The following is a 24,095-nucleotide window of genomic DNA, read 5'->3' as shown; positions in this document are numbered from 1 at the left end:
AAATTTATTGGTCGGCGGCCGGAGGCGTGAGCATCCGCGCGAACGTCTCGGCGATCGCGGCGATGTCCACCGTGGGGTCGTGCATCCACTGGAGCTGGAGGCCGTCCATCACCGCCAGCACCGCCCTGGCCAGGTGGTCGGCAGGTACGTCGGCCCGGAGCCCGCCGGCTCGCTGGCCTTCCTCGAAGTCCTGCGTGGCCTCGGCCGCGAGGCGCCGGTAGCGCTCGGCGAAGTGGCCGTGCACCGGACTCTCCGGATCGGTGGCCGCCGCCGAGAGCGCGGCCCACAGCTTGGCCACCCCGGGATGGTCGGTGATCATGCGGGTGCCCGCCACCATGCTGTCGATCACGGTCTCGCCGCCCCCGGCGGCGCGGGCGAACGCCTTGCCCCGCACGTCCCGCCGCTCCAGGACCGCGAGGAGCAGGTCGTCACGGGTGGGGAAGTAGTAGGTCAGCGCGGGCTGCGTCACCCCGACCCGGGCGGCGATGTCCTGGAGGGAGGCACGTTCGCCGTGCTCGTCGATGGCCTCGTAGGCGGCCTGGAGGATCTGCTCCCGGCGCTCCGCGCTCTTGCGGTACGGGCCCCGTGGCTTTCGCTGGTTCGTCACCCGCCAGACCGTACTTCACCTGCTCATGCCTCGCCGTGGACCTCATCACCGCCTTGTTGAGCGCCCGCGACCCGATGCCGGTTGCCCGCTTCAGCGGGGTGCCCTCCCCGATCCCCGGCGCGTCGACGGCATCCGTACGGGGCAGCGGGACGACTGGCGGAACCCGGCGCGGCGGGTTCGGGCAGGGTACGGAACAGCAGCCAGCACAGGGCGGGCATCAGGATCAGCGGGGCCAGGGCCGTCCGCAGGGATGTCGCGTGGGCGACGCCGCCGATGAGCGGGGTGACCAGGCCGCCGACGCTGACGGTCAGCCCGAGGGTGATCCCGCCGGCGGTGCCGGTGCGGGTGGGCAGATAGTCCTGGCCGAGGGTGACCTGGAGCGAGAACGGGACGTACAGGCCGATGGAGGTCAGCGCCACGAACGCGTAGAGCGCCGGTCCGGACATGGTCACGATCCCCGCTACGGAAGCGACCGTGACCAGGTAGGACCATCGGGTGACGGTGACCCGGTCCCAGCGGTCGGCCAGTGTGCCGCCCAGCACCGAGCCCACCGCGCCGCCGAGGTAGAGCACGAACAGCGCCGCGGTGCCCGCCGCCTGGCTGCCGCCCGGGCGCTCCTGGACGTACAGCGAGAGATACGTGTCAGGCCGATGAAGACGATGGACCGGCACACCACGGCCAGCGACAGCTTCACGAACGAGGCGATGTCGTCGCCGCCCGTCGCGCCGGCGGTGCCGGAGCCGCCGCGTACCGGTGTGTCCAGTGCGCGCAGGACCGGCAGGCACAGCACACTGCCGACGAGGGCCGGTACGAAGAGCAGCGGCGACAGCCGCAGTCCGCCGGTGGCGACGACGGCGCCGACCAGCAGCGGCGCGGTGGCGAAGCCCAGGTTGCCGCCGAGCGAGAACCACGCCATCGCGCTGTGGCTGCCCTCGCTGACGCGGCGCGCGACGCGGGCGGACTCGGGGTGGTAGGCGGCCACCCCGACACCGGACACGGCCACGAACGCCAGCGTCCAGTCGTACGCACCCCTCACCCCGCTCAGGGCGATCCCCAGCCCGCCGAGGACCGTGCTCACCGGCAGCAGCCAGGGCATCGCCCAGCGGTCGGTGAGCACGCCGAACACCGGCTGTGCCACCGAGGACAGCAGGGACGCGGCGAGCACGAGCCCAGAGACCGCGGCGTAGCCGTACGCGCGCTCGGCGACGAAGAACGGGACGAGCGACGCGACGGCACCTTGGTAGACGTCCACGCAGGCGTGGCCGATCGACAGCAGGAGGATGGGTTTGTTCTTGGGCACCTCGCCATCGTCGCCACCGGACAGTCTGTCGTGCTTCCGATAAACTGCCATGGCATGACGAAAGTCCGCCATGAGCCGGTGGCGCCGACCCGCACCCAGTGGCTGGCGCCCGGAGCCGCCATCGACGCCCACCGCCACGACGACCACCAGATCGTCTACGCGGGGCGGGGCGTGCTGGCCGTGACCACCAGCACCGGCACCTGGATCGCCCCGGGCACACGCGCCATCTGGGTACCGGCCGGCACCGTGCACGCCCACCAGGCGCACGGCGAACTCGCACTGCACCTGGTCGGCCTGGACGCGAGCGACAATCCGCTCGGTCTTGACGAGCCGACCGTGCTGGCGGTCGGCCCCCTCCTCCGTGAGCTGATCCTCACCTACACGCGCACACCGCGCGACGGGAGTCCCGAGCGCGGGCGGCTGCGGGCCGTGCTGCTCGACCAGTTGCGGGCATCGCCGCAGCAGCCCCTGCACCTGCCCACCCCGACCACCCCGCTGCTGAAGGCGGTGTGCGCGGCCCTGCGCGAAAATCCCGCCGACGGACGCACGCTGGCCGCGCTGGGCAGGGAGGTCGGCGCCAGCGATCGCACGCTCTCCCGCCACTTCAAGGCCGACCTCGGCATGACGTTTCCGCAGTGGCGCACCCAACTGCGCCTGTATCACGCGCTGGTGCTGCTCGCCGACGGCCTTCCGGTGACCACCGTGGCGCACCGCTGCGGCTGGTCGTCCGCCAGCGCGTTCATCGATGTGTTCCGCCGTACGTTCGGGCACACGCCGGGGACACATCAGCCCGCGCACGGCTAGCTGGTGAGGATGACGAGCTGGCGCGTCGCCCGGGTCATCGCCACGTAGCGGTCGACCGCTCCCTCGATGCCCTCGCCGAACTTCTCCGGGTCCACGAGCACGACCAGATCGAATTCGAGCCCCTTCGACAGCTCTGGGGTCAGCGACCGGACACGGGGTGTCGCCCGGAAGGACGGATCGCCGATGACGCAGGCGATGCCCTCGGCGTGGGCGGTGAGCCAGGTGTCGAGGATCGTGTGCAGATCCGCGACGGAGCCGTGGGTGACGGGGACGCCGCTGCCGCGGATGGACGTCGGCACGTTGGCGTCCGGGAGCGCGGTCCGGATGACCGGCTCGGCCTCCGCCATGACCTCTTCCGGCGTCCGGTAGTTGATGCTCAGGGAGGCCAGGTTGATCCGGTCGAGCCCGACCCGCTCCAGCCGTTCCCGCCACGACTCCGTGAAACCGTGCCGGGCCTGGGCGCGGTCCCCGACGATGGTGAAGCTGCGGGACGGGCAGCGCAGCAGCAGCATCTGCCACTCGGCGTCGGTCAGTTCCTGGGCCTCGTCCACGACGATGTGCGCGAACGGACCGGCGAGCAGGTCCGGGTCCGTACTGGGCAGCGCGGTGTCGTCGACCAGGCTGTCCTGGAAGTCCTCGCCGCGCAGCATCGTCACCAGGCCGACCCCGTACTCGTCGTCCGCGGCCTCCATCAGGTTGTCCACGACCGCGTCCATGCGCTCGCGTTCGGCGGCCACGGCGGCCTGGCGGCGGCGCTGGCGCCGGTCCGCCTCCGGGTCGCCGAGCCGCTGCCGCGCCGCGTCCAGCAGCGGCAGGTCGGACACCGTCCACGCCTGGGGAGCCTCCTTGCGCCGCAGCGCGCGCACCTCGTCGGGGCCGAGCCAGGGGGCGCACATCCGCAGATAGGCGGGTACGGACCACAGGTCGCCGACGAGGTCGGCCGCCTCGATCAGCGGCCATGCCCGGTTAAGGGTGGTGACCAGCTCTTCGTCGTGCCGCAGCGACCTCAGGAAGACCTCGGGCGAGATCTCGTCGTCGGGCGTGTCGAGTTTGTCCCGCAGGATGGCGGCCAGTTCCGCCCAGATCTGCTCGCGCGCCTCGTTGTGCGGAGTGCCCGGCTCCGGTGCGTCGAACGCCTCCGCCCAATCGGCCGCGCTCAGCGGGATGCCGGCCCAGTCGGTCGTGACCGTCATGCCCTCGGTGGGCGGCTCCTCGTAGAACCTGACGGCCTTCTCGATCGCCTTCACCAGGTCCGCTGACGCCTTCAGCCGGGCCACCTCCGGGTCGGCCTCGACCGCCGCCCCGGCTCCCTCGGCGACGAGATCCCGCAGGGTGCAGATCTGCACGCCCTCCTCGCCGAGGCTCGGCAGGACGTCGGAGACGTACGCCAGATACGGCTGATGCGGACCGACGAACAGCACACCGCCCCGGCGGTGGTGGGCGAGACGCGGGTCGGAGTACACGAGGTACGCGGAGCGGTGCAGGGCCACCACGGTCTTCCCCGTGCCCGGGCCGCCGTCCACGACGAGCGCGCCCCGGGATCCCGCCCGGATGATGGCGTCCTGATCGGCCTGGATGGTGCCGAGGACGTCGCGCATCCGGGGCGACCGGTTGCCGCCGAGGCTGGCGATGAAGGCGGACTGGTCGTCCAGCGCGGCATGCCCCGCGAATCCGTCCGAGGTGAACACCTCGTCCCAGTAGTCGCTGATCCGGCCGAGGGTCCAGCGATATCTGCGGCGGCTGACCAGCCCCATGGGGTTGGCGTGGGTGGCCCCGAAGAACGGCTCGGCCGCGGGGGAACGCCAGTCGAGCAGCAGCTGACGGCCCGCGCTGTCCTTGAGGCCGAGCCGTCCGACGTACACGGGCTCGGCGTCGCCCTCGCCGACCATGCGTCCCAGGCACAGATCCAGGCCGAAGCGGCGCAGCGCGCGCAGGCGGGCGGTCAGCCGGTGGATCTCCGTGTCCCGGTCCATCGCCTGTCTGCCGATGCCGCCGGGCGCCTTGCGCGCGGCGTCGAGGGCGGCGGACAGTTCGGCGATCGACTGCTCCAGGCACTCCGCGATGGCCGCGAAGTGCCGCTCGTCCCCGGCGATCAGCGCCGGGTCGGCCTTGGGCAAGAGGCGGTCGGGGAGATCGAACGCGCTGGTGGGTCCGCTCGCCCCAGGTTCCGACAACAACACACGCACGTCGCGACTCCGTTTCCACAGGTCCTGGCTTCGGCCGACAGATTGTGCGGCATGGTGGGGGCCTTGCGGCAAGGCCCCCTGTGCGCTATACCTTGAGAGTGGCAAGGAGTGGACGCACTCCTTGCCTGACGCGTATTCGGGCCCTTACGCGACTGCTTATGCTGACCGCATGATGGAGTTACCGCTCTCCGCGCTCGAAGTCGCCATGGTCCAGACCGGTACGCGGGCCGTGGACACGTTACGTGACACCACCGCCTTCGCTCAGCGCCTCGACGCCCTCGGCTATCGGCGGCTCTGGTACGCCGAACACCACCACTCCCCCGCCATCGGCGCGTTCCCGCCCGTCGTCCTCACCGCGCACGCCGCCGCGTCGACGTCGGCGGTCCGGCTGGGCTCCGGGGGCGTGCTCGCCCCCAACCACGCCCCCATCATGCTGGCCGAACAGTTCGGCACCCTCGCCGCGCTCCACCCCGACCGGATCGATCTGGGCATCGGCCGCGGCCCCGGCACCTTCGACGCGTCCACCGCCCGGGCACTGCGGCGCGGCGCCGGACCGACGACGGACGACGAGTACCGGGACGACGTGGCCGCGACGCTGCGGTTCCTGGTCGACGAGGTGGCGCTCGGTACGCTCCCCGAACCGTGGCTGCTGGCCTCCAGCACCGCCGGTGCCGCGCTGGCCGCGGAACTCGGCCTGCCCCTCGCCTTCGCCCACCACATCCGCCCCGACAACACCCTCGCCGCGCTCGGCCACTACCGGGCCCACTTCACCCCCTCCGCATGGTGTGCACGGCCCCGGGTGCTGGTGTGCGTGGAAACGGTCTGCGCCGAGACCGAGGAGGAGGCGCTGCGGCTGGCCGGACCGATGAACGTCGTCAAGGCCGGACTGCTCAAGGGCCACAGCGAGGCCCCGTTCCCCTCACCCACCGAGGCGGCCGCGCACCCCTTCACGGCGGAGGAGCGACAGGCGCTCGCGGCCTTCGGCGCCCAACAGGCGTACGGCACGCCCGAGACCGTCGTACGCCGCCTCACGGACGTGGCGGACGCGACCGGCGCGGACGAGCTGATGCTCGCCACCCCCGTCTACGCGCTGGCGGCCCGCCTGCGCTCGTACGAACTCGTCATGCGCCACGCCACCACGCCGTCGAGGACACCACAGCCCTGATCGGGGCTACTCCTCCCCGGGCTCGAAGTCCTCCACGAAGTAGCTGTCGTGCCGGATGCGGAACCGCTTGAGTTCCTCGCCGCCGCGCCGCGACATCTCCGCGACCCGCTCGAAGTACTCCTCGCGCGGGGCGCCCGGTGAGAAGAGCAGGAGCATGGACGTGGGCTCGTCGGTCACGTTCTTGAAGGCGTGCAGTCCGCCGACCGGTACGTACAGGAAGTCGCCCTCGCGGCCCGTGACCCACTTGTCGCCGTTGTACAGCTCCAGTTCGCCGGAGAGGATGTAGAAGGACTCCGACACCGCCTTGTGGAAGTGTGTCTTGGCACCGGCGGCCCGCGCACCCAACTCCACTTTGTACAGGCCGAATTCGCCACCGGTGGATTCGTTGGTGGCGAGGTAATGGGTGGCGCCGCCACCGGGCGAGGTGAGGTCCGGCGGGGTGTCGGCCCGGCGAAAGACCGCGTTCACCTCGCCCCTGGTGCCGTGGTACCGGGGCTGCGGGTACTCCAGGTCTTCCGGGTACGACATGATGCGCTCCTCTCGGCGGATCTCCACCCTCATGGTGGCTTCCGCAGCGAAAAGGTGGCATCGGGCGGACGGATGATCTTGAATCCGCACGGGCCGAGGGCCGGGGACCTAGGCCCGTGTCCCGCCTGCTCCTGGGCCTGCCGCCGCCCTGCGCCAGCGGCGTGCTGGCGCGCCCGCGCGGTGCCTGCGGCCTAGTTGCGCGCGCGCAACGTCTGCGAGAGCGCGTCAACGGTCACGTCCACTACGGCCAGGAGCTGCACCGGGCTCGCCCCGGCTCTGCTCATGACGGCGAGAGACTGGTTCACTGCCGCCGCGTGTACAGCGAAGGCCTCGGCGTCCTGGTCGGTCACTCGGCCGGCCTTCAGCGCGGCGCGCAGGCGCAGGCGCTGGAAGCCGAGCGCCTGCCTGGCGTGCGCCGCGACGGCCGGGCTCAGCACGGGAATCGCCATGGCCGACTGGGCGATCAGGCATCCATCGGGCAGTTCGGGATCGGCGATGCGCTCGAGGGTGACGTCGAAGAACGCGCGCACAGCCGCAAGGGGCTCGGTGGCCGCACACGACAGGGCGGCGTCGTACTTGTCGCCGTAGCGCGCGGCGTAGCGATCCAGGCAGCGCAGGAACAGCCTGTCCTTGTCGCCGAGCGAGGAGTAGATCGAGCTGCGGTTCAGGCCGGTTGCCCGGGACAAGTCGTCGACTGAGGTGTCGGCGTAGCCGGCGCGCCAGAACTGGATCATCGCGGCGTCGAGCGCCGCGTCCATGTCGAACTGCTTCTTGCCTGCCACGTGGCACTTCCTTGCCGGTGCGTGTCGGTCGTCCGGATGCTGCCCATCATTCCATCTTGAACTGATCGGTTCAAGATATGTTAGCTTTCGGGCATGCTCGTGACCGGGCTCGTTTCTCGCCAGCGGCGTGCTCGCCGCCACTGCCCCGGCCCTCGGGCGAACCGCCGGAGACCAGCACACCCCCCACACCGATGGAGGATCCGATGACCGCCTCCCAAGGCAGCCCCGTCCGCGACCTGCCCCTGCACGACCTGGCCGGATTCACCCACCGCTGGGTCGACGCAGACGGCATCCGCCTTCATGCGGTCGAGGGCGGCCAGCCGACCGGACCGGCTGTCGTCCTGCTCGCCGGGTTCCCGCAAACCTGGCGGGCCTGGCGAAAGGTCATGCCCAGCCTCGCCGACCGGTTCCGCGTCATCGCGATCGACCTGCCGGGCCAGGGCCACTCCGAGCGCCCGGAGCGCAGCTACGACACCCACTCGGTCGCCGCCCACGTCCACGCCGCCGTAAGGGCACTCGGCGTGCCGAACTACTGGCTGGCCGCCCACGACATCGGCGCTTGGGTGGCCTTCTCCCTCGCCCTCAACTACGAAAGCCAACTGCGCGGGGTCGCCCTGCTCGACGCCGGAATCCCCGGCATCACCCTCCCGGAAACGATTCCCACCGACCCGGCCCGGGCGTGGAAGACCTGGCACTTCGCGTTCCACCTCGTGCCCGACCTGCCCGAGGCCCTGCTCGCCGGCCGCGAACGGGAGTACGTCGGCTGGTTCCTGAAGGTGAAGGCCCTCGCTCCCGGCACATTCGACGACACCGACCTCGACCACTACGCAGCGGCCCTCGCCGCCGACGGCGGCCTCCGCGCCTCCCTCGCCTACTACCGGGACGCCGCCGAGTCGGCGCGCAAGAACCACCAAGCGCTCAGCCGGAAGCACCTGGCCGTGCCCGTCCTCGGAATATCCAGCAGCCACGGCTCCATCCCGGACATGGCGGCCTCCATCAGCCCATGGGCCGACCGCACCACCGGAGCCATCGTGCCTGGCGCCGGGCACTTCATCCCCGACGAGCAGCCCGAAGCCGTCGCTGCCGCGATATCCGACTTCATCACCGGCGGCGGCTGACGCCGCTCACGCCCCGCTAGGTTGTGCGGCATGGATGCGCATGAGGGTGTGGCCGTCGGGACACGTGCCTGGGTGGAACGGCGGGTGGGCGGAGGGTGCCGGGTCGAGGGGGTCGAACGGCTGCGGGGCGGGTGGACCTCGGAGATGCGGCGTCTGCGCATCAGCGGTCCCGGAACACCGCGGTGGCTCGTGCTGAGATCGTTCATCAAGCCCTTCTTCGCCCAGGCCGCGGAGGGGTTGCTCACTCGCGAGGCGGACATCCTGCGTCTGCTCGCGGAGACGGATGTGCCGGTGGCCGCCTTCAAGGGGGTCGACGCGACGGCGGCACACTGCGACCACCCGTCCTTGCTGATGTCGCTGCTGCCCGGCACCGTGCGGCTGGACGAGGAGGAAGCGGGACCGCGGGCCGAGCTGCTGGCGCGCCAGTTGCTCGCCATCCACCGCGTACGGGTCCCCGCCGCGACCCGGCCGCGCGTCTACGAGGCGTGGACGTCACCGGAACTCGTGCGCCTGCCCGAGTCCACCGGGCGGCCGGACGTGTGGCGGCGCGCTGTGGACATCATCCGCCGCGATCCCCCTGCCTACCAGCCCTGTTTCCTGCACCGGGATTTCCACCCCGGCAATGTGCTCTTCTCCGGACACGGCTCCGGGCTGGAGATCACCGGTGTTGTCGACTGGGTGGAGACGTCCTGGGGACCGGCCGATCTGGACGTGGCGCACTGCTCCACGGCCCACGCCCTCCTCTACGGCGCCCAGGAGGGCATGCGGTTCGCCGAGCGCTATCGGGCTTCCGGCGGCGTGTTGGACGAGGACCCCGCGGCGCACCTGTACTGGCGTGTGCTGGACGCGCTCGGGTTCGCTCCGGACGCCGAGAAGGTCGCCGGCCCGTGGCAGGAGCTGGGACGCGAGGATCTGACGCCGGAACTGCTCACCAGCAGGCTGGAGGACTACCTCGGCGAACTCCTGCGCCGGTTCGACCGCTGACGCTCAGCTCACCGCCGGGCGCAGGGTGCGGCAGGAGGTGATGAAGTCGAGGAGGGTGTCGACGCGTTGGCTGCGAGGGGTGTCGACGGCCCGGTTGATGACCTTGATCAGGTGTTCGTAGGCGTCGGTGTGGTCGTAGGAGGCGGTGTCGGCGATCTTCAGGGCCCAGCGCCAGTAGCCGCGGATGGTGTCGGAGAGGGGCATGCGGAAGCCCGCGACGACCTCTCGGATCGGCTCGACCACGGCGTCGCCGTAGGCGCGCAGGTAGGACGTGACGACGTCGGCCATGAAGGTGAAGTGGCGGGCCTCGTCGCGGCTCAGACGGGTCAGGACCTGGGCGAGGACCGGGTCGTCGACCACGGCGCGCAGCTGCTGGTAGTAGATCTGGGTGGCCTTCTCCTGGACGAGGGCGTACGCGAAGAACTGCACGGGGTGGCCGTAGGGCAGCTCGAAGCGGGACTGGCCGGGGACGATGAGGCTGTCGCGCACGGAGGCCGCGTCGCCCATGCCGGAGGTCTCCTGGTAGCGGGTGAGGGCGCGGGCGTGGGTGTCCTCCTCGTACGCCCAGCGGATGGTGAAGTGGTACAGCTCGCGGTTGTGGGCGTAGACCTCGGGCGGTACGGAGCCGTCGACGGGGAAGTGCTCGGTGTAGAGCGAGAAGTAGCCCGGGAGGTGGTCCTCGATGAGGGTGATGAACTCGACCGCGGAGCGCTCTCCCTCGGAGAGCCGGTTGGCGTCGGCGAGGTCCCAGTCGAGGCCGGATTCGACGCTCCACGGCCGGGCCTGGGCGGCGCCGGTGAAGTAGTGGCCGACGGCGCGGGCGATGGCGTCGGCGGGCAGTACGCCCGCGTCGGCGCAGGCGGTCCTGGTGGCGGTCATGGCGTTCCTCCTCGCGCAAGGCGCTGTCAGCGCGACTTGCGGCAGACCAGGGCGTAGTGCTTGGTGGTGTATCCCCAGCCCGCGTTGGCGGTCTCCAGATACCGCAGCAGCTGCTCGGTCAGGCCCTCGCGGTGCTCTTCCAGATCCTGGGTGGCGGCCGTCACGTTCGCCGTCCAGCACTCGATGGTGCGGTGGTAGTCGGCGGTGAGGTCGTGCACCGCGCGGATGGACAGGCCCGCTCCCTCCGCGGCGGCGACGAGTTCGGACAGCGGGCGCAGCTCGCCGGAGCCGAAGATGCCGTGGCGGATGAAATCGGTGCCGGGGCGTTCGTCGAACGTGCGGCGGACGGCCTCGCTGCGGAAGCAGCTCTCGGACAGATACAGCGTCCCGCCGCGCCGCAGCGCCCGGCGGATCTTCGCGAACACCTCGTCCAGGCCGTCCATGTGCACGACGGAGCCGAGCAGGGTGACGGCGTCGAATCCGCCGGGCTCGGGCTCGTACACCTCGAAGGCCGTGGTTTCGGTGTGCACCAGGGCCCCGAGGCCGCGTGCGGCGACACGCTCGCGGATGTAGGCGTGCTGGCGGGGCGCCGGGCTGATGCCGACCGTGCGGCAGCCGTACTCCTCGGCCATGAACAGCGGCAGGGCACCCCAGCCGCAGCCCGCGTCCAGGATCCGCTCGCCCCCGGTCACCCCGAGCTGCTCGGCGACCCATGCCAGCTTGCGGCGCTGGGCCTGCTCCAGGGTGTCGTCGGGGGAGGCGAACAGCGCGGAGGAGTACTTGCGCAGCGGGTCGAGGAACCGCGCGAAGATCTCCGGGTCGAGGTCGTAGTGCTGGTTGGTGGCGGCGACGGTCATGCCCGCCGCTCCCGCGCGGTCGCCCGCTCGACCAGCGCCACGACCTCGCGGATGGTGTTGACGCCGAAGATCTCGTCGTCCTCCAGCTCGATGTCGAAGGTCTGCTCGATCTTGGCGATGATGCGCACGACCTTGATGGAGTCGGCGCCCTCGACGCCGCGCAGGTCGGCGTCGGGGCTCAGCCCGTCCACGGGGCGGCCGAGGATCTCGGCGACGACCTCGGTGACCGTACGGGTGACGTCGGCGCGGGTGGTGGTGTCGGTGCTGCTGGTCATGTCATGCCTCCACGGCGTGCTGGTGGGGTCGGTAGTGCGCGGTGGCGGTGGCCACCGGGGTGCCGTGCTCGTCGAGCACGTCGGCGCGGGCGGTGATCAGTCCGTTGGTGGCCTCGGCGGCCTCGGCGACGCACCGGTAGCGGTGGCCGACGGCGACGACGCCGAGGTAGCGCATCCGCATCGAGGTGGTCAGCGCCGGGACGCCCAGCCGCAGGACGACGAGGTTGCCCATCGTCTCGTCGCAGATGAGGCCGAGGATGCCGCCGTGTACGACGCCCGGGTAGGACTCGTAGTGGTGGTCCAGCGCGAACGTGGTGCCGAGCCGGTCGCCGGTCCGCTCGAAGGTGAGGGACAGGCCACGGGGGTTGGCGGGTGCGCAGCCGAAGCAGTGGTGGTCGGCGCGGCCGGACCACGGCAGCGGTACGGCGTCGTCATCCGCCTCGGCGTCCCGCGCGGGCGCGCTCATCGGCTCATCCCAGCGCCGTCGCGATGGCGCGCCGCACGGCGCGGTTGGAGGAGAGGTCGTAGCCGGTGAGCGAGGAGAACGTACGGCGGATCTTCCCCTGGAGCGCGTCCAGTTCGCCCTGGTCGGCCACCGCGTCGAGGAAGAGCGCGAAGCCGGTGTCGATGGTCTCGGTGTCGCCGAGTTCGGCGAGCCCGGACTTGAACACCCCGACCGGATGCTTGATGCGGTCGTCGGAGGTGTAGAAGTACAGCGTCTCCAGCACCGAGGCGGTCTCCTGCGGATGCCGCGCGAGGCGCTGGGCCGCGAAGTGGCGGAACTCCTTGGCGTGTCCGGCCTCGTCGCGGCTGGCGCGCAGCAGCAGGTCCTTCAGCGCGGGCTCCTCGACCCACGCGGAGACGGCCCGGTAGACGTGGTTGACGGTCAGCTCGGAGATGATGTTCGTGGCGAGCGTCGCGGACGGGGTGGAGCCCGGGTCGTACGGGGCGCGCATGGCCGCCACCGCCCGGTTGTCGACGTGTTCACCGACGGCCTGGAGCCAGGAGGTGAACGCGAAGTGGTGCTGGACCTCCTGATAGCCCCAGATCACCGCGAACGCCGAGAAGTCGTAGTCGTCCGCGAACTCGTTGAGAAATCCGTGCACCGCGGCGATGACATTGGACTCGCCCATCACGGCGCTCTTCACCAGGGTGATGTACTCGGGCTTGACCAGGGAGCGGTCCACCTCGCCGAGGGGCAGTTCCGCCAGCCGCCAATGGCTTCTGTCGTAGTGCCGGAAGACTCCGAGACTGTGCATCCGGTCCATGTCCGGCGCATTGTCCGGTGCGTGAATGGTCATGAATTCGCCTTCGCGATCAGGTGGTCCCGCATGCCGAGCCGCTGGAGCTTTCCGCTGGTGGTGCGGGGAATCGACCGTGCGGCGACGAGTTGGACATTCAGCTGGGGCAGTCCGAGCACCGAGGTGCAGCGGGCGAGGATTTCCCGGGCGAGCCGGTCCTTTTCCGCGGGCTCGGTCAGCCGGGTTTCGGCGCACAGCACGATCTGTTCGTGTTCGCTGTCCTCGGTGAGCGCGAACGCGACACAGCGCCCCTGGTAGAGGCCGGGGACCGTGCGGGCGACGGATTCGATGTCGAGCGGATAGATGTTGGCCCCGCGGACGGTGATCATTTCCTTGGAGCGGCCGGTGAAGAACAGCTCGCCGTCGCGCCGGTAGCCGAGGTCCCCGGTGCGCAGCCAGCCGTCAGCGGTGAACGGATCGTCCACACCGCCGAGATAACCGCTGGTCACGGAGGGGCCGCGGACCTGGATCTCGCCGACCGTGCCGTCCGGCAGCGCCCGGTCGACTTCCGGTGAGGCCACGCGGACACTCATGCCGGGCGCGGCCCGGCCGAGCGCGACGATGCCGCGCACACCGGGATCGTTCTCGGACCGCGGCACCGCCGTACGGTCGTCGGAGAGGGCCGTGCGGTCGACCCACTCGACCACCGGCTCCCGGCCCAGCGGCGGCAGGGTGACCAGCAGCGTGGCCTCGGCCATCCCGAACGCCGGGGTCATCGCGGCGGGCCGGAATCCGGCCGGGGCGAAGTGGCCGAGGAAGTCGCGGACGGACGCGACGGAGATGGATTCGGCACCGTTGAACGCCACGCGCCAGCGCGACATGTCCAGCGACGGCACCTCCTCTGCGGGTACCGCCTCCACGAGCTGGTCGAAGCCGAAGTTCGGCATGGCGTTGATCGTGGAGGGCGTACGGAGGAACTCCTTCAGCCAGCGCCGGGGGCTGCGGACGAAGGCGGTCGGCGACCAGACGGTGACCGGGAGCCCGTGGAACAGGCCGGTGAGCGTGCCGAACAGGCCCATGTCGTGGAAGAGCGGCAGCCAGCTGCCCCAGCCGTCGCCGGGCCCGAGGGCGATCGCGGAGGTGATCGAGTCGGCGCAGGACAGCACATTGGCGTGGCTGATGACGACGCCCTTGGGGGCGAACGTGCTGCCCGAGGTGAACTGGATGACGGCCGGGTGTGCGGTGCTCGGCCGCGGCAGCTGGCCGGGGCCGCCCGCGGCGACGAGCCCGGCCGCGTCGAGGACGCGGGGGCCGGTGAGGCGGTCGGTCACGACGCGCATCGCGGGGACCGTGACCAGATGGCTGAGCCCTGCGGTGTCGACGATGCGCTGGGTGCGCCGCAGATAGCCCTCGATGTCGCGCAGGACGATCGGCAGCGGAAGCGGGCAGGCCGCGGCGCCGATCCGGGCGGAGGCGAGCAGGCCCTGGAGGAACGCGGCCCCGTTCGGGCAGAGGATGCCGATGGTGTCGCCCTCGGTGGCGCCCTCGGCCAGCAGGGCCGCGGCCATCCGCCGGGAGGAGTCGGCCAGTCCGGCGTAGGTGAGGCGGTCGTTCTCGCCGGGGTCGCTGGGGAAGGAGAGGGTCTGGCCGGGGTTGCGGGCGGCGGCCTCGTCGAACGCGGCGGTCAGGCCGGGGAACCCGTCAAACGTCACTGCGATCACCTCGGGTCGGGGCGGGGTGCGTACCGGACCGCAGCACCCGCAGCAGGGTGGGCGGGGTGAGCAGCGCGGTCGGGGGGAGGGTGAGGTTGGCGACGCGCATGAAGGTGCGGGCGACCTCCGGGTCCCGATGCGCGGCCACTTGGGCGCGGGCGGCGTAGGCGCTGACGAGGCGGGACCGCGGGGTGCGCGGCCCGACGACGCCGGGGTAGCGCAGATCGGAACCGGTGGACATCTGCCAGGCGATGTCGACCACGGCGGCGACCTCGCGGTGGAAGCGGACCGGGTCGGGCCCGCCGGGGCCGTCGGCGCGCAACCGGTCGCGGAGGACGAGGGCCTGCTGCGCGGCGACGGTCATGCCCTGGGCGTAGAGCGGGTTGAAGCTGGTGAAGGCGTCGCCGAGGACGAGGAACCCGGCGGGGGGCGCGGCGATACGGTCGTAACGGCGGCGCAGCGAGCCGCGGAAGCGGTGCGGCACCGGGTCGTCCAGCGGCTCGGCGTCCCGGACGATGTCATGGACGTCGCTGACCGGAAGGGTGGCGGCGAACGCCTCGAACCCGGCGTGGTCGGTGGGCGGATGGTCGCCGAGCATCCCGGCGAGGGTGACGTGCCAGCGGTCGCCCTCCAGGGTGATGGCCCCGCCGCCGCGCCATCCGGGCATGGTGGAGACGACGACGGCGAGGTCGCCGTCGAGGTGGCGGGGCCGGCGCCGGTACGTACGGGAGGCGTACCCGAGGTCGACGTCGACGCGCTCCTCGGCGGGGCGTTCATGGCCGAGCGCGACGAGCCAGTCGGGGGCGCGGGAGGCGCGTCCGGTGGCGTCCACGACCAGGCTGGCGTGGAGCACGTCCCCACCGTCCATGCCGTTTGAGTTGCCCGGCGCCGCGAGGCGGACGCCGGTGATCCGGCCGGGCCGCCCTCCCCCGGCCGCCCCCGCCGGAGCCTCCTGTTCCGCCGTCACAAGACCGGTCACGGTGCGGCCGGTCAGCAGATGGACGCCGGGCAGCCGCACGGTCCGCTCACGGATGGCGCCCTCCAGCATCGGCCTGCTGGCCAGCAGCGTGGTCAGGCCGGTGGAGGCCGGGTGCACCCGCAGCCCGGAGAGGTACCAGCGCGATTCGCGCAGCACCTCGGTGGTGGGCGCGCCGGCCGCCGCGAGCTGTTCGGTCAGGCCCGGGTACAGCTCCTCCATGATCTGGCGGCCGCGCTCCATCAGCCCGTGCAGATGCCTGCTCTGCGGGGCGCCCCGGCGCCAGCCGGTGCCGGGGCTGTCGTCGCGCTCGATGAGCACGACGCGGTCGAAGGAGTCCGCGAGCACCCGGGCGGCCAGCAGCCCGGCGATGCTCGCGCCGATCACCACCGCACGGCGTTCCGACATGCTCCGGCCCTTTCTCGTCCTGGCGTTCTCCGGTGGGGGCGGAAACAAATCTCGCCGGATGTGCGACGGGGAAGCAATGCGCTCGGGGAATTGCCTATCGCGTCATTGGCAGGTGCCCGCACCGCTCATTCGTCGGCATGGATTCAGGGCGAATTCACCTGGCGCCAGGAGTGTGGCGCGCATCGATCGGCCCGGCGTTCCGGAGCGCGTTCCGCGGAAGCGCGACGTTCTACGGAACCGGCCGGGCTTTTGCGGCAACCGGCGGGAGATGACTCCTCAGTGGACACTGCGACCGACAGCGGCGAGACACCGGCCGAGCCGTCCGCGACCGATGTCGCGATGGCCGATCTCTTTCTGCCCACCCAGCGTGCCGACCCCTATACCCCGGCCCGGATATTGCGGGAAGCCGGTCCGGTGCACCGCACTCCGCTGGGGCTGCATCTGCTGACGCGCTATGCGGAGTGCGCCTCGGTGTTGCAGAGCAACGACTGGAGCCACGCCGACGAGGCGGGCCAGCTGCATCCGAGCGTGTCGGCCGAGGACGCGGCGGAGGAGCTGCCGACCTCGTTCCTGTGGATGGACCCGCCGGACCACACCCGGTTGCGGACGCTGGTGTCCAAGGCGTTCACGCCGCGCACGGTGGCGGCGCTGCGGCCGCGGATCGAGCAGTTGGCGACCGGGCTGGTGGACGCGGCGCTGGAAGCCGGGGAGTTCGACCTGATCGACCTGATCGCGTATCCGCTGCCGCTCACGGTGGTGTGCGAGCTGGTGGGCGTACCGGCGGCGGACCACAAGGCGGCGCAGCTGTGGTCGCAGGATCTGGCGCGCGGCTTCGACCCGGATGTGCTGATGACGCCGGAGGCGCACGCCGCGCGGAGCACCGCGTCGCGCGAGTTCATGCGGTACTTCCGTGAGCTGATCGACCGGCGCCGGGCCGAGCCCGCCGACGATCTGCTGAGCGCGCTGGCGGCGGTGGAGGACCGCGGCGATGTGCTGACCGAGACGGAGCTGCTGACCACGTGTGTCACCACCCTGGTGGCCGGTCATGAGACGACCGTCAACCTGGTCGGCAGCGGGCTGCTGGCGCTGATGCGCAACCCGGACCAGATGGCGCTGCTGCGGGAGCACCCGGAGTACGTGCCGAGCGCGGTGGACGAGCTGCTGCGGTACGAGCCCCCGGTGCAGCTGACCACGCGGTCCGCCAAGCACCCGATGACCCTGGGCGGGCAGCGCGTCGAGGAGGGCGAGGGCGTGGTCGTCCACATCGCCGCGGCCAACCGCGACCCGGAGGTCTACCGCGACCCGGAGCGGCTGGACGTGGCGCGCTTCCACGACCGCGCCGCGCCGCCGCCCCGCCATCTGGGCTTCAGCCTCGGCATCCACTACTGCCTGGGCGCGCCGCTGGCGATGCTGGAGATGGAGATCCTGCTGAACGAGCTGATCCGCCGGGTCGGCACCATGGAGTCGCTGACGGACGAGCCGCCGTACAAGCCGAATCTGGTCGTCCGCGGGCTCTCGGCGCTGCCGGTGCGGTTCGGGGCGTCGTCGTGACCGGGACGCTCCCCGCCGAGCTGGATGTCTTCCGGCCGGAGCTGCGGGCGAACCCCTTCGACGCGTACCGGCGGCTGCGGGAGACCGGCCGGGTGCACGACACCGGGTTCGGCATCCATCTGGTGCCGGGTTACGAGGACTGTGCGGCGGTGCTGGCCGACCCGGACTGGGGGCACGGCTACACCGCGGGCATCAATCCGTTCCGGCCCGGGGTGGACGTGTCCCAGCTGCCCGGTTCGTTTCTGCTGCTCGACCCGCCGGAGCACGGGCGGCTGCGCTCGCTGGTGGCCAAGGCGTTCACCAGCCGGGCGGTGGCGGCGCTGCGGCCGCGTATCGCCCGTACCGTGGACACGCTGCTGGACGCGGCGCTGGAGGCCGGTGAGGTCGACCTCGTCCAGGCGCTGGCGTATCCCGTCCCGCTGATCACCATCTGTGAGCTGCTGGGGGTGCCCGCCGCCGACCGGGAGCTCTTCGGCGCCTGGACGGGCGACATCAGCCGGGGGCTCGACCCGGACGCGGTGCTCAGCGCGGAGGAGAAGACGGCGCGGCAGGTGGCGGTGCGCGCGTTCGACGGCTATTTCCACGACCTCATCGAGGCGCGGCGCACGGCGCCCGGCGAGGATCTGCTCAGCGAGCTGGTGGCCGTCGAGGAGAGCGGAAACCGGCTGACCGCGCAGGAGATCGCGGACATCGGCGTGCTGCTGCTGATCGCCGGACACGAGACGACGATGAACCTGATCGCGAGCGCGGCCCTGTCCCTGCACCGCACCCCGGCGCAGCGCGAGCGCTTGCGGAAGGATCCGGGGCTGGTGGCGGACGCCGTCGAGGAGTTCCTGCGCTACGACACCCCGGTGCCGTTCCCGACCCGGGTGGCGATGCGCGACACCACGCTGGCCGGGCGGGAGATGCCGCGCGGCACCGGGGTGGTGCTGCTGCTGGGGTCGGCCAACCGCGACCCGGAGGTGTTCGCGGAGCCGGACACCCTCGATGTGCTGCGGTTCGCCGGGAGCGGCGGCGCCCCGCGGCGGCAGCTGGCGTTCAGCCACGGTCCGCACTTCTGTCTGGGGGCGCCGATGGCCCGGCTGGAGAGCGAGATCACCCTGCGGCGGCTGTGCGAACGCGCCCCGGAGTTCGCCGTGCTGACCGAAGAGCCCGACTACCGGCCCAGCGTCTCGATGCGGGGCCCGGCCCGGCTGCCGGTCCGGCTGGCCGGCTGACGCACGAACACCCAGGAGGTATGCAGTGACATCCCGGACGCAGGAGCCCGCCACCCCGGTGGAGCGCCGTATCAGTGAGCTGACCGCGCTGCTGGAGAAGGGCATGGCCGAGGGCATCGGGGTCGGTGACTCGCTCGGTGTGATGTGCGCCGAGCTGGCCGAGGGGCGGGCGGTGTACACCCTCAAGCCGGGCCCCGCGCAGGCGAACGCCATGCTGACGGTGCACGGCGGGGTGCTGTCGACGCTGATGGACACCGCGATGGGCAGCTCGGTGTTCACCGCGCTGCCGGACGCCACCCTCTACACCACCCTTGAACTCAAGGTGAACTTCGTCCGCCCGGTCGCGCTGGACGACGGCGAGCTGCGCTGCGAGGCGCGGACGGTGCATGTGGGGCGGCGTACCGCCACCGCCGAGGCGCGGGTGTACAACGCGCAGGACAAGCTGGTGGCACACGGCAACTGCACCTGCCTGGTGCAGTCCTTCGGCTGAGGCGGCGGAGTGTCCGAGGTGACGGTGGTATGGGCCGACTTCGGCGGGGTGCTGACCCCGCCGGTCGGCCTCGCGCTGCGGCAGGTGGCCGACGCGGCCGGGGTCCCGGTGTCCGAGCTGCTGGCCGGAATTCGGCGGTTGGCCGCCCGGGACGGTACGGACCTGCTGGAGCCGCTGGAGCGCGGGCTGATCTCGCAGCGGGAGTGGGGCAGAAGGCTCACCGAGGAGCTGGCACCGGCGTATGTGCCGCGCGTCGATCTGGGCGACTTCGGCGACTTCTGGTACGCGGACCGGCCGCTCAACCGGGAGCTCCACGACGCGCTGGTGGCCCTGCGGGGGCGAGGGTTCCGGCTGGGCATGCTCACCAACAGCGTGCGCGAGTGGGAGGTCCACCGGACCGCGATCCTCCCTGATCAGAGCGTGTTCGAGCGGGTCATCAAGTCGCATGAGACGGGGCTGCGCAAACCGCAGCCGGAGATCTACCGGCTCGCCGAGGAGGCGTTCGGCTCCACCCCGGAAGAGTGTCTGCTGATCGACGACACGGAGGCCAACTGCGCCGCCGCCGAGGCGCGCGGCTGGCGGGCCGTCCGGCACCGGGACAACGGCAGCACGCTGGCGGCGCTGGACGCGCTGCTCGGAGGGTGAGGGCGGCCAAGCCCATGCCAGGTCGCCCGGATACTGCCAAGTACGATTCACCGCAGGTTCGTCCGGGACCATCAGCATGTCGGCCATACCTTGCGTGCGGAGGCCGCGATGGAATTCAGACACCTGATGTCCTTCCTGGCGATTACTGAAGAGCTGCATTTCGGGCGTGCGGCGGCGAAGTTGCACCTCACCCAGCCCTCGCTCAGCCAGCAACTGCAACGACTGGAGAAGTCCCTGGGCGTCGAACTGGTCGCCCGGACCTCGCACGAGGTGCGGCTGACCGAGGCGGGGCGGGCGTTCGAGGTGCAGGCCCGGACGATCGTCGCCCAGGTCGACAAGGCGACACACACCGCCCGGGAGGCGGCTGCCGGGCGGACCGGGTCGATCAACATCGGCTACAACTTCCCGGCCGGTCAGCATGTGCTGCCCTCGACGCTGGCCAAGATGAGCGCCGAGTTCCCCGATGTCACGGTCGGGCTGTGCGAGAAGCGGACCGGGCCGCAGCTGCGCGCCCTGGCCACGGGCGATCTGGACGTGGCGCTGGTGTACGGACACCCGGTCACCTCCGAGTTCCGCTACCGGCGGCTGCTCCAGGTGCCGCTGGTCGCGGTGGTCGGCCAGGGGCACCGGTGGGCCGGGCGGCCGGGGGTGCCGTTCGCCGAAGTGGCGCACCACGCGTGCATCCTGTTCGCCCGCGAGCAGTGTCCGGCGATGTACGACGCGATCCTGGCGGCGGCGCAGCGCTGCGGGATCACCCTCAACGTGGCGCACACCCTGAACGATCCGGGGGCGACGGCGATCGTGGTGTCCATCAAACCACTGGTGGGTTTCGCCTCCATGTCGCGCGGGCTGTCGGTCGGTTCGGGCAGCGGTGGCATCCGTCCTGCGGTGGTGCAGCTGTACGACCCGGTGCCGATGATCGACCTGTGCGCGGTGTGGCGCGCCTCGGACGACAACCCGCTGGTCGAGGCGTTCCTGGACTCCGTCGAGGCGGTCCGGCCGTTCGACGCCCCGGGGCTGGTCCGCGGCGAGTCCAAGCTGCTGCGATAGGAAACCCCAACTGCCCGTTCACAAAATACGCGTTGCCGACCCTCGGCGGGTCATCGAGAATTTTTTCACGTGACGACAATTTCGCATTCCAGGAATGGTCTCGACCTCCCCGACGAACACGGCCTGTTCCACGTTCTGGACAGCGCTGCCGCCACCGACCCGGACCGTATCGCGCTGCTCCGGAAGACCGAAACCGGATGGCAGGACATCAGTATCCTGGAATTCACCGAACAGGTGAATTCGGCGGCCCGGGCCCTGCTCGCGCAAGGCGTCCGCTCCGGTGACCGCGTAGCGATACTCGGCCGAAATTCCTTTGAATGGGTCCTGGCCGACTACGCCGTCCTCAGCATCGGCGCGGTCACCGTACCGGTCTACCCCACCGCCTCCGGGCATCAGATCCGCCACGTCCTCACCGACTCGGGCGCGGCCTGGTACTTCGCCGAGACCCCCGAGGACCGGGAGCGGCTGGAGGCGGCCGGGGCCAAGGGCGTATGGCTGCTGGCCGAGGTGGACCAGTGGAAGGTCACCGGCCGCGAGGAGGAGCTGCGGGAGCGCCGCGCCCGGGTCACCGCCGACGCCCCGGCCACGATCGTCTACACCAGCGGCACCACCGGCCTGCCCAAGGGCTGCGTGCTCACCCACCGCAACATGTACGCCTCGTCGGCCAACACCGTGGAACAGACCGGCTGGCTGTTCCGGCGTGCGGCCCAGGACCCGTCGGCCGGGCAGGCGGCCACGGTGCTCGCGCTGCCGCTGTCCCATGTCTTCGGCCGGACCCTGATGCTGTCCTGCCTGTGCGGCGGCACCCGGACCGCGCTGGTACCCGGCGTCCCGGAGCTGCTGGCCGAACTCCCAGTGCTCCGGCCGACGTTCCTCGCCCTGGTGCCGTACGCGCTGGAGAAGATCCGCAAGGGCAGCCGCGCCCTGGTGGACCCCGCGGCGGAGGAGACCGCCATCGCGATGGGCCTGGCCGAGGCCCGCGGGGAGGCCGTCGACCCCGCGCTGGCCATGGAGTACCAGGCCCTGGACGGGGACGTGTACGAGCGGCTGCGGGAGAGCTTCGGCGGCCGCTTCCGGTATGTGATCTCGGGCGGCGCGTCACTGGACGAGACCACCGCGGCCTTCTACGCCGGGATCGGCGTCACCATCCTCAACTGCTACGGGCTGACCGAGGCGGCGACCGCGGTCACCGTCAACGCGCCCGACACCAACCGGATGGGCACGGTCGGGCGGCCGATCCCGGGCACCACCGTGGCCATCGCCGAGGACGGCGAGGTGCTGGTGCGCGGCGCCAATGTGTCGCCCGGCTACTGGCCGAAGGGCCGCAAGCGGACGGGCGCCGCGGGCACCCGGGCCGGCGGCGGCGAGCGGCCGTGGCTGCACACCGGCGACCTCGGGCGGCTGGACGACGACGGCTACCTGATCATCACCGGGCGGGCCAAGGAGATCCTGGTGACCAGCGGCGGCAAGAACGTCTCCCCCACCCCGCTGGAGGACCGCGTCCGGCTGCATCCGCTGGTGAGCAACTGCATGGTCGTCGGTGAGGGCCGCAGTTATGTCACCGCCCTGATCACCGTGGACGGGGCGGCGCTGGCGAAGTGGACCGCCGACCGGGAGCCCGCGCACGACGGCGCCGGGTGGACCGGGCACCCCGCGCTGCTCGCCGAGGTCGAGACGGCCGTCGCCGACGCCAACTCCCTGGTGTCCCGGGCCGAGTCGATCCGGCGCTTCCGGGTGGTCGAGGGCGACTTCACCGTGGAGGCCGGGCTGCTGACGCCGTCGATGAAACTGCGCCGGGCGGCCATCGAGAAAGCCTTCGCCGACGATGTCGAAGCGCTCTACGAAGCGGCCCGGCAGAGCTGAATGTCCGTCCGGTGAACCGCGCCGCAACAACGCACCCCGTTATGCGGCGCATTCATTTCCCCGGCGTTTCCAATTCTTCTCTCCGCCCCGATTCCCCGCCCGTCTTCATTGCTCCAGCTAATCGAATGATGGGTTCCCGCTGTTGACGTTGACCGCATTTTCCGGCGGTCGACAGAATCGCTTGTGCCGACATCACCACTGGAGCGATCTCTTATGTATGACGTCATTGTTGTGGGCGCGCGCTGTGCCGGTTCACCACTGGCCATGCTGCTCGCCCGGCAGGGTCACCGGGTCCTGGTGCTGGAGCGGTCCACGTTCCCCAGCGACACCGTCTCCACCCACTACATCCACCAGGCGGGGCTGTCCCGGCTTAAGTCGTGGGGACTGCTCGACCGGGTCGTCGCCAGCGGGGTTCCGCCGATCCGGCGGCTGAACTTCTCGTACACCGGCATCGACATCGCCGGGTTCGCCGACCCGATCGACGGCATCGACGCCGTGTACTGCCCGCGCCGCACGGTGCTGGACGCCATCCTCGTCGACGCCGCCCGGGAGGCCGGTGCCGAGGTGATCGAGGGGTTCACGGTCACCGATGTGCTGTTCGACGGCGACCGGGTGACCGGGGTCAAGGGCCGTGAGGGCGAGGGCCCGGAGCGGGAGTTCCGCGCCACCGTCACGGTCGGCGCCGACGGCCGCAACTCGGTGGTGGCCGACAAGGTGGGCGCCGAGATCTACCGCCGCGTCCCGGCCGCCTGCTTCGTCTACTACTCGTACTACGACGGCCTGGACTGGGGCATGCACCACCGCACCGCCTTCGGCCAGCAGCAGATCGGCACCTGGCCCACCAACGACGGGCAGAACCTGCTGGCCGTCATGCGCAGGAACGACCGCTTCGGCGCGTTCCGGCGCGATGTGGAGGGCAGCTTCCAGGAGGTGTACGACCAGGTCGCACCCGACCTCGGCGAGGAGCTGCGGGACAGCGGGGTGCGCACCGAGAACTTCCGGCCGATGCGCTACCCGGACAACTACTACCGCGCCTCGCACGGCCCGGGCTGGGCGCTGGTCGGCGACGCCGGTTACCACAAGGACCCCTTCACCGGCTGGGGCATCACCGACGCCTTCAAGTACGGCGAACTCCTCGCCGAGCAGCTGCACCTCGGGCTGTCCGGGCAGCGCCCCATGGACGCCGCGCTCGCGGAGTACGTCAAGCTGCGCGACGAGCAGAGCAACGGCACCTTCGAGCTGACGTGCAGCCTGGCCGAGCTGTCCCTGACCCCGTACCACGACTCGGTGTTCCGCGCGGCCAGCCAGAGCCCCTCGTACACCGCGAAGTTCTTCGGCCTCATCGCGGGCGGCATCCACGGCGACGAGTTCTTCGCGCCCCGGAACCTCGAAGCCCTCTACGAAGAGGTCGGCTTCCCGCGGGACAAGCGCCTGCTCACCCAGCCCTGACCCACACC

Annotated in this window: 22 protein-coding genes and 1 pseudogene; 11 read left to right on the top strand and 12 right to left on the bottom strand. The window is 71.2% G+C overall.

Annotated elements, in window-relative coordinates; genetic code table 11:
- Positions 1 to 4: 4 nt before the first annotated feature.
- Together ACH4TL_RS11160 and ACH4TL_RS11155 are read right to left on the bottom strand one after the other, a co-directional pair.
- The gene (locus ACH4TL_RS11160; protein WP_398326388.1) at positions 5 to 607 is read right to left on the bottom strand and encodes a TetR/AcrR family transcriptional regulator; all 603 of its coding nucleotides are present in this window, start codon (positions 605 to 607) and stop codon (positions 5 to 7) included.
- Between the two features lie 23 nt (positions 608 to 630).
- A pseudogene (locus ACH4TL_RS11155) lies at positions 631 to 1,907 on the bottom strand (MFS transporter).
- 54 nt (positions 1,908 to 1,961) lie between these two features.
- On the opposite strand from ACH4TL_RS11155, the gene ACH4TL_RS11150 reads away from it, so the two are divergent.
- Positions 1,962 to 2,711 (top strand): AraC family transcriptional regulator, encoded by a 750-nt coding sequence (locus ACH4TL_RS11150; protein WP_398326385.1) that lies wholly within the window; start codon positions 1,962 to 1,964, stop codon positions 2,709 to 2,711.
- Here the strand turns inward: ACH4TL_RS11150 and helR are convergent.
- Positions 2,708 to 4,891, bottom strand: a complete 2,184-nt coding sequence (gene helR / locus ACH4TL_RS11145) for an RNA polymerase recycling motor ATPase HelR (RefSeq protein ID WP_398326436.1) — start codon at positions 4,889 to 4,891, stop codon at positions 2,708 to 2,710. The two genes, ACH4TL_RS11150 and helR, sit on opposite strands and share 4 nt — an antisense overlap.
- A gap of 175 nt (positions 4,892 to 5,066) precedes the next feature.
- On the opposite strand from helR, the gene ACH4TL_RS11140 reads away from it, so the two are divergent.
- On the top strand, positions 5,067 to 6,062 hold the full coding sequence (locus ACH4TL_RS11140) for an MsnO8 family LLM class oxidoreductase (protein WP_398326382.1): 996 nt from the start codon (positions 5,067 to 5,069) through the stop codon (positions 6,060 to 6,062).
- Positions 6,063 to 6,068: 6 nt separating this feature from the next.
- Here the strand turns inward: ACH4TL_RS11140 and ACH4TL_RS11135 are convergent, their stop codons facing one another.
- Positions 6,069 to 6,590: a cupin domain-containing protein gene (locus ACH4TL_RS11135; protein WP_398326379.1), complete on the bottom strand. Its 522-nt coding sequence runs from the start codon at positions 6,588 to 6,590 to the stop codon at positions 6,069 to 6,071.
- A gap of 191 nt (positions 6,591 to 6,781) precedes the next feature.
- Entirely contained in the window at positions 6,782 to 7,372 is a 591-nt protein-coding gene (locus tag ACH4TL_RS11130) for a TetR/AcrR family transcriptional regulator (protein ID WP_398326376.1), read from the bottom strand.
- A 191-nt stretch (positions 7,373 to 7,563) separates the two neighbouring features.
- Between ACH4TL_RS11130 and ACH4TL_RS11125 the strand changes: the two genes are divergently transcribed.
- Positions 7,564 to 8,490, top strand: a complete 927-nt coding sequence (locus tag ACH4TL_RS11125; protein ID WP_398326373.1) for an alpha/beta fold hydrolase — start codon at positions 7,564 to 7,566, stop codon at positions 8,488 to 8,490.
- 30 nt (positions 8,491 to 8,520) lie between these two features.
- Positions 8,521 to 9,474, top strand: coding sequence for a phosphotransferase family protein (locus ACH4TL_RS11120; protein WP_398326370.1), 954 nt, complete (start codon positions 8,521 to 8,523; stop codon positions 9,472 to 9,474).
- 3 nt (positions 9,475 to 9,477) lie between these two features.
- Here the strand turns inward: ACH4TL_RS11120 and ACH4TL_RS11115 are convergent, their stop codons facing one another.
- Genes ACH4TL_RS11115 through ACH4TL_RS11085 form a run of 7 tightly spaced genes read right to left on the bottom strand, consistent with a single transcriptional unit; the run spans position 9,478 to position 15,822 of the window.
- The gene (locus ACH4TL_RS11115; protein WP_398326367.1) at positions 9,478 to 10,353 is read right to left on the bottom strand and encodes an acyl-ACP desaturase; all 876 of its coding nucleotides are present in this window, start codon (positions 10,351 to 10,353) and stop codon (positions 9,478 to 9,480) included.
- A 26-nt stretch (positions 10,354 to 10,379) separates the two neighbouring features.
- Positions 10,380 to 11,210 carry an SAM-dependent methyltransferase gene (locus ACH4TL_RS11110; RefSeq protein WP_398326364.1) on the bottom strand — a complete coding sequence of 277 codons (831 nt, stop codon included), beginning with the start codon at positions 11,208 to 11,210 and terminating at the stop codon, positions 10,380 to 10,382.
- Positions 11,207 to 11,485, bottom strand: coding sequence for an acyl carrier protein (locus ACH4TL_RS11105; RefSeq protein ID WP_398326361.1), 279 nt, complete (start codon positions 11,483 to 11,485; stop codon positions 11,207 to 11,209). Before ACH4TL_RS11105 ends, ACH4TL_RS11110 begins: the two co-directional genes overlap by 4 nt.
- 1 nt (position 11,486) lies before the next feature.
- Positions 11,487 to 11,951: a PaaI family thioesterase gene (locus tag ACH4TL_RS11100; RefSeq protein WP_398326359.1), complete on the bottom strand. Its 465-nt coding sequence runs from the start codon at positions 11,949 to 11,951 to the stop codon at positions 11,487 to 11,489.
- Positions 11,952 to 11,955: 4 nt separating this feature from the next.
- Entirely contained in the window at positions 11,956 to 12,786 is an 831-nt protein-coding gene (locus tag ACH4TL_RS11095; protein ID WP_398326356.1) for a ferritin-like domain-containing protein, read from the bottom strand.
- Complete coding sequence (locus ACH4TL_RS11090) at positions 12,783 to 14,438, bottom strand: fatty acyl-AMP ligase (protein WP_398326353.1); 1,656 nt, start codon at positions 14,436 to 14,438, stop codon at positions 12,783 to 12,785. The genes ACH4TL_RS11095 and ACH4TL_RS11090 overlap by 4 nt, the downstream gene beginning before the upstream one ends.
- Entirely contained in the window at positions 14,428 to 15,822 is a 1,395-nt protein-coding gene (locus ACH4TL_RS11085; protein ID WP_398326350.1) for an FAD-dependent oxidoreductase, read from the bottom strand. Before ACH4TL_RS11085 ends, ACH4TL_RS11090 begins: the two co-directional genes overlap by 11 nt.
- A gap of 279 nt (positions 15,823 to 16,101) precedes the next feature.
- Between ACH4TL_RS11085 and ACH4TL_RS11080 the strand changes: the two genes are divergently transcribed.
- The 7 genes from ACH4TL_RS11080 to ACH4TL_RS11050 all read left to right on the top strand — a co-directional run bounded on the left by ACH4TL_RS11080 (position 16,102) and on the right by ACH4TL_RS11050 (position 24,087).
- On the top strand, positions 16,102 to 17,373 hold the full coding sequence (locus tag ACH4TL_RS11080; RefSeq protein WP_398326347.1) for a cytochrome P450: 1,272 nt from the start codon (positions 16,102 to 16,104) through the stop codon (positions 17,371 to 17,373).
- Positions 17,370 to 18,590, top strand: coding sequence for a cytochrome P450 (locus tag ACH4TL_RS11075; protein ID WP_398326345.1), 1,221 nt, complete (start codon positions 17,370 to 17,372; stop codon positions 18,588 to 18,590). Before ACH4TL_RS11080 ends, ACH4TL_RS11075 begins: the two co-directional genes overlap by 4 nt.
- A gap of 25 nt (positions 18,591 to 18,615) precedes the next feature.
- Positions 18,616 to 19,080: a PaaI family thioesterase gene (locus ACH4TL_RS11070; RefSeq protein ID WP_398326342.1), complete on the top strand. Its 465-nt coding sequence runs from the start codon at positions 18,616 to 18,618 to the stop codon at positions 19,078 to 19,080.
- A gap of 18 nt (positions 19,081 to 19,098) precedes the next feature.
- Positions 19,099 to 19,725, top strand: coding sequence for an HAD family hydrolase (locus tag ACH4TL_RS11065; protein ID WP_398326339.1), 627 nt, complete (start codon positions 19,099 to 19,101; stop codon positions 19,723 to 19,725).
- A 108-nt stretch (positions 19,726 to 19,833) separates the two neighbouring features.
- On the top strand, positions 19,834 to 20,775 hold the full coding sequence (locus tag ACH4TL_RS11060; RefSeq protein WP_398326336.1) for a LysR family transcriptional regulator: 942 nt from the start codon (positions 19,834 to 19,836) through the stop codon (positions 20,773 to 20,775).
- A gap of 69 nt (positions 20,776 to 20,844) precedes the next feature.
- Positions 20,845 to 22,638: an AMP-dependent synthetase/ligase gene (locus ACH4TL_RS11055; protein ID WP_398326333.1), complete on the top strand. Its 1,794-nt coding sequence runs from the start codon at positions 20,845 to 20,847 to the stop codon at positions 22,636 to 22,638.
- A 213-nt stretch (positions 22,639 to 22,851) separates the two neighbouring features.
- Positions 22,852 to 24,087 carry an NAD(P)/FAD-dependent oxidoreductase gene (locus tag ACH4TL_RS11050; RefSeq protein WP_398326330.1) on the top strand — a complete coding sequence of 412 codons (1,236 nt, stop codon included), beginning with the start codon at positions 22,852 to 22,854 and terminating at the stop codon, positions 24,085 to 24,087.
- The last annotated feature ends 8 nt before the right edge of the window (positions 24,088 to 24,095 follow it).

Source organism: Streptomyces sp. NPDC021115 (assembly GCF_044333065.1).
In the GTDB taxonomy this organism is placed as follows: domain Bacteria; phylum Actinomycetota; class Actinomycetes; order Streptomycetales; family Streptomycetaceae; genus Streptomyces.
The sequence above is the reverse complement of the archived record's forward strand: the minus strand, read 5'-3'. Positions and strand labels throughout refer to the sequence as shown.

Bases quoted from the DNA above. Each gene is read 5' to 3' on its own strand.
- ACH4TL_RS11115 (WP_398326367.1), bottom strand. From the start codon at position 10,353: ATGACCGCCACCAGGACCGCCTGCGCCGACGCGGGCGTACTGCCCGCC.
- ACH4TL_RS11095 (WP_398326356.1), bottom strand. From the start codon at position 12,786: ATGACCATTCACGCACCGGACAATGCGCCGGACATGGACCGGATGCAC.
- ACH4TL_RS11150 (WP_398326385.1), top strand. From the start codon at position 1,962: ATGACGAAAGTCCGCCATGAGCCGGTGGCGCCGACCCGCACCCAGTGG.
- ACH4TL_RS11125 (WP_398326373.1), top strand. From the start codon at position 7,564: ATGGAGGATCCGATGACCGCCTCCCAAGGCAGCCCCGTCCGCGACCTG.
- ACH4TL_RS11105 (WP_398326361.1), bottom strand. From the start codon at position 11,485: ATGACCAGCAGCACCGACACCACCACCCGCGCCGACGTCACCCGTACG.
- ACH4TL_RS11135 (WP_398326379.1), bottom strand. From the start codon at position 6,590: ATGTCGTACCCGGAAGACCTGGAGTACCCGCAGCCCCGGTACCACGGC.
- ACH4TL_RS11110 (WP_398326364.1), bottom strand. From the start codon at position 11,210: ATGACCGTCGCCGCCACCAACCAGCACTACGACCTCGACCCGGAGATC.
- ACH4TL_RS11120 (WP_398326370.1), top strand. From the start codon at position 8,521: ATGGATGCGCATGAGGGTGTGGCCGTCGGGACACGTGCCTGGGTGGAA.
- ACH4TL_RS11100 (WP_398326359.1), bottom strand. From the start codon at position 11,951: ATGAGCGCGCCCGCGCGGGACGCCGAGGCGGATGACGACGCCGTACCG.
- ACH4TL_RS11085 (WP_398326350.1), bottom strand. From the start codon at position 15,822: ATGTCGGAACGCCGTGCGGTGGTGATCGGCGCGAGCATCGCCGGGCTG.
- ACH4TL_RS11050 (WP_398326330.1), top strand. From the start codon at position 22,852: ATGTATGACGTCATTGTTGTGGGCGCGCGCTGTGCCGGTTCACCACTG.
- ACH4TL_RS11140 (WP_398326382.1), top strand. From the start codon at position 5,067: ATGATGGAGTTACCGCTCTCCGCGCTCGAAGTCGCCATGGTCCAGACC.
- ACH4TL_RS11060 (WP_398326336.1), top strand. From the start codon at position 19,834: ATGGAATTCAGACACCTGATGTCCTTCCTGGCGATTACTGAAGAGCTG.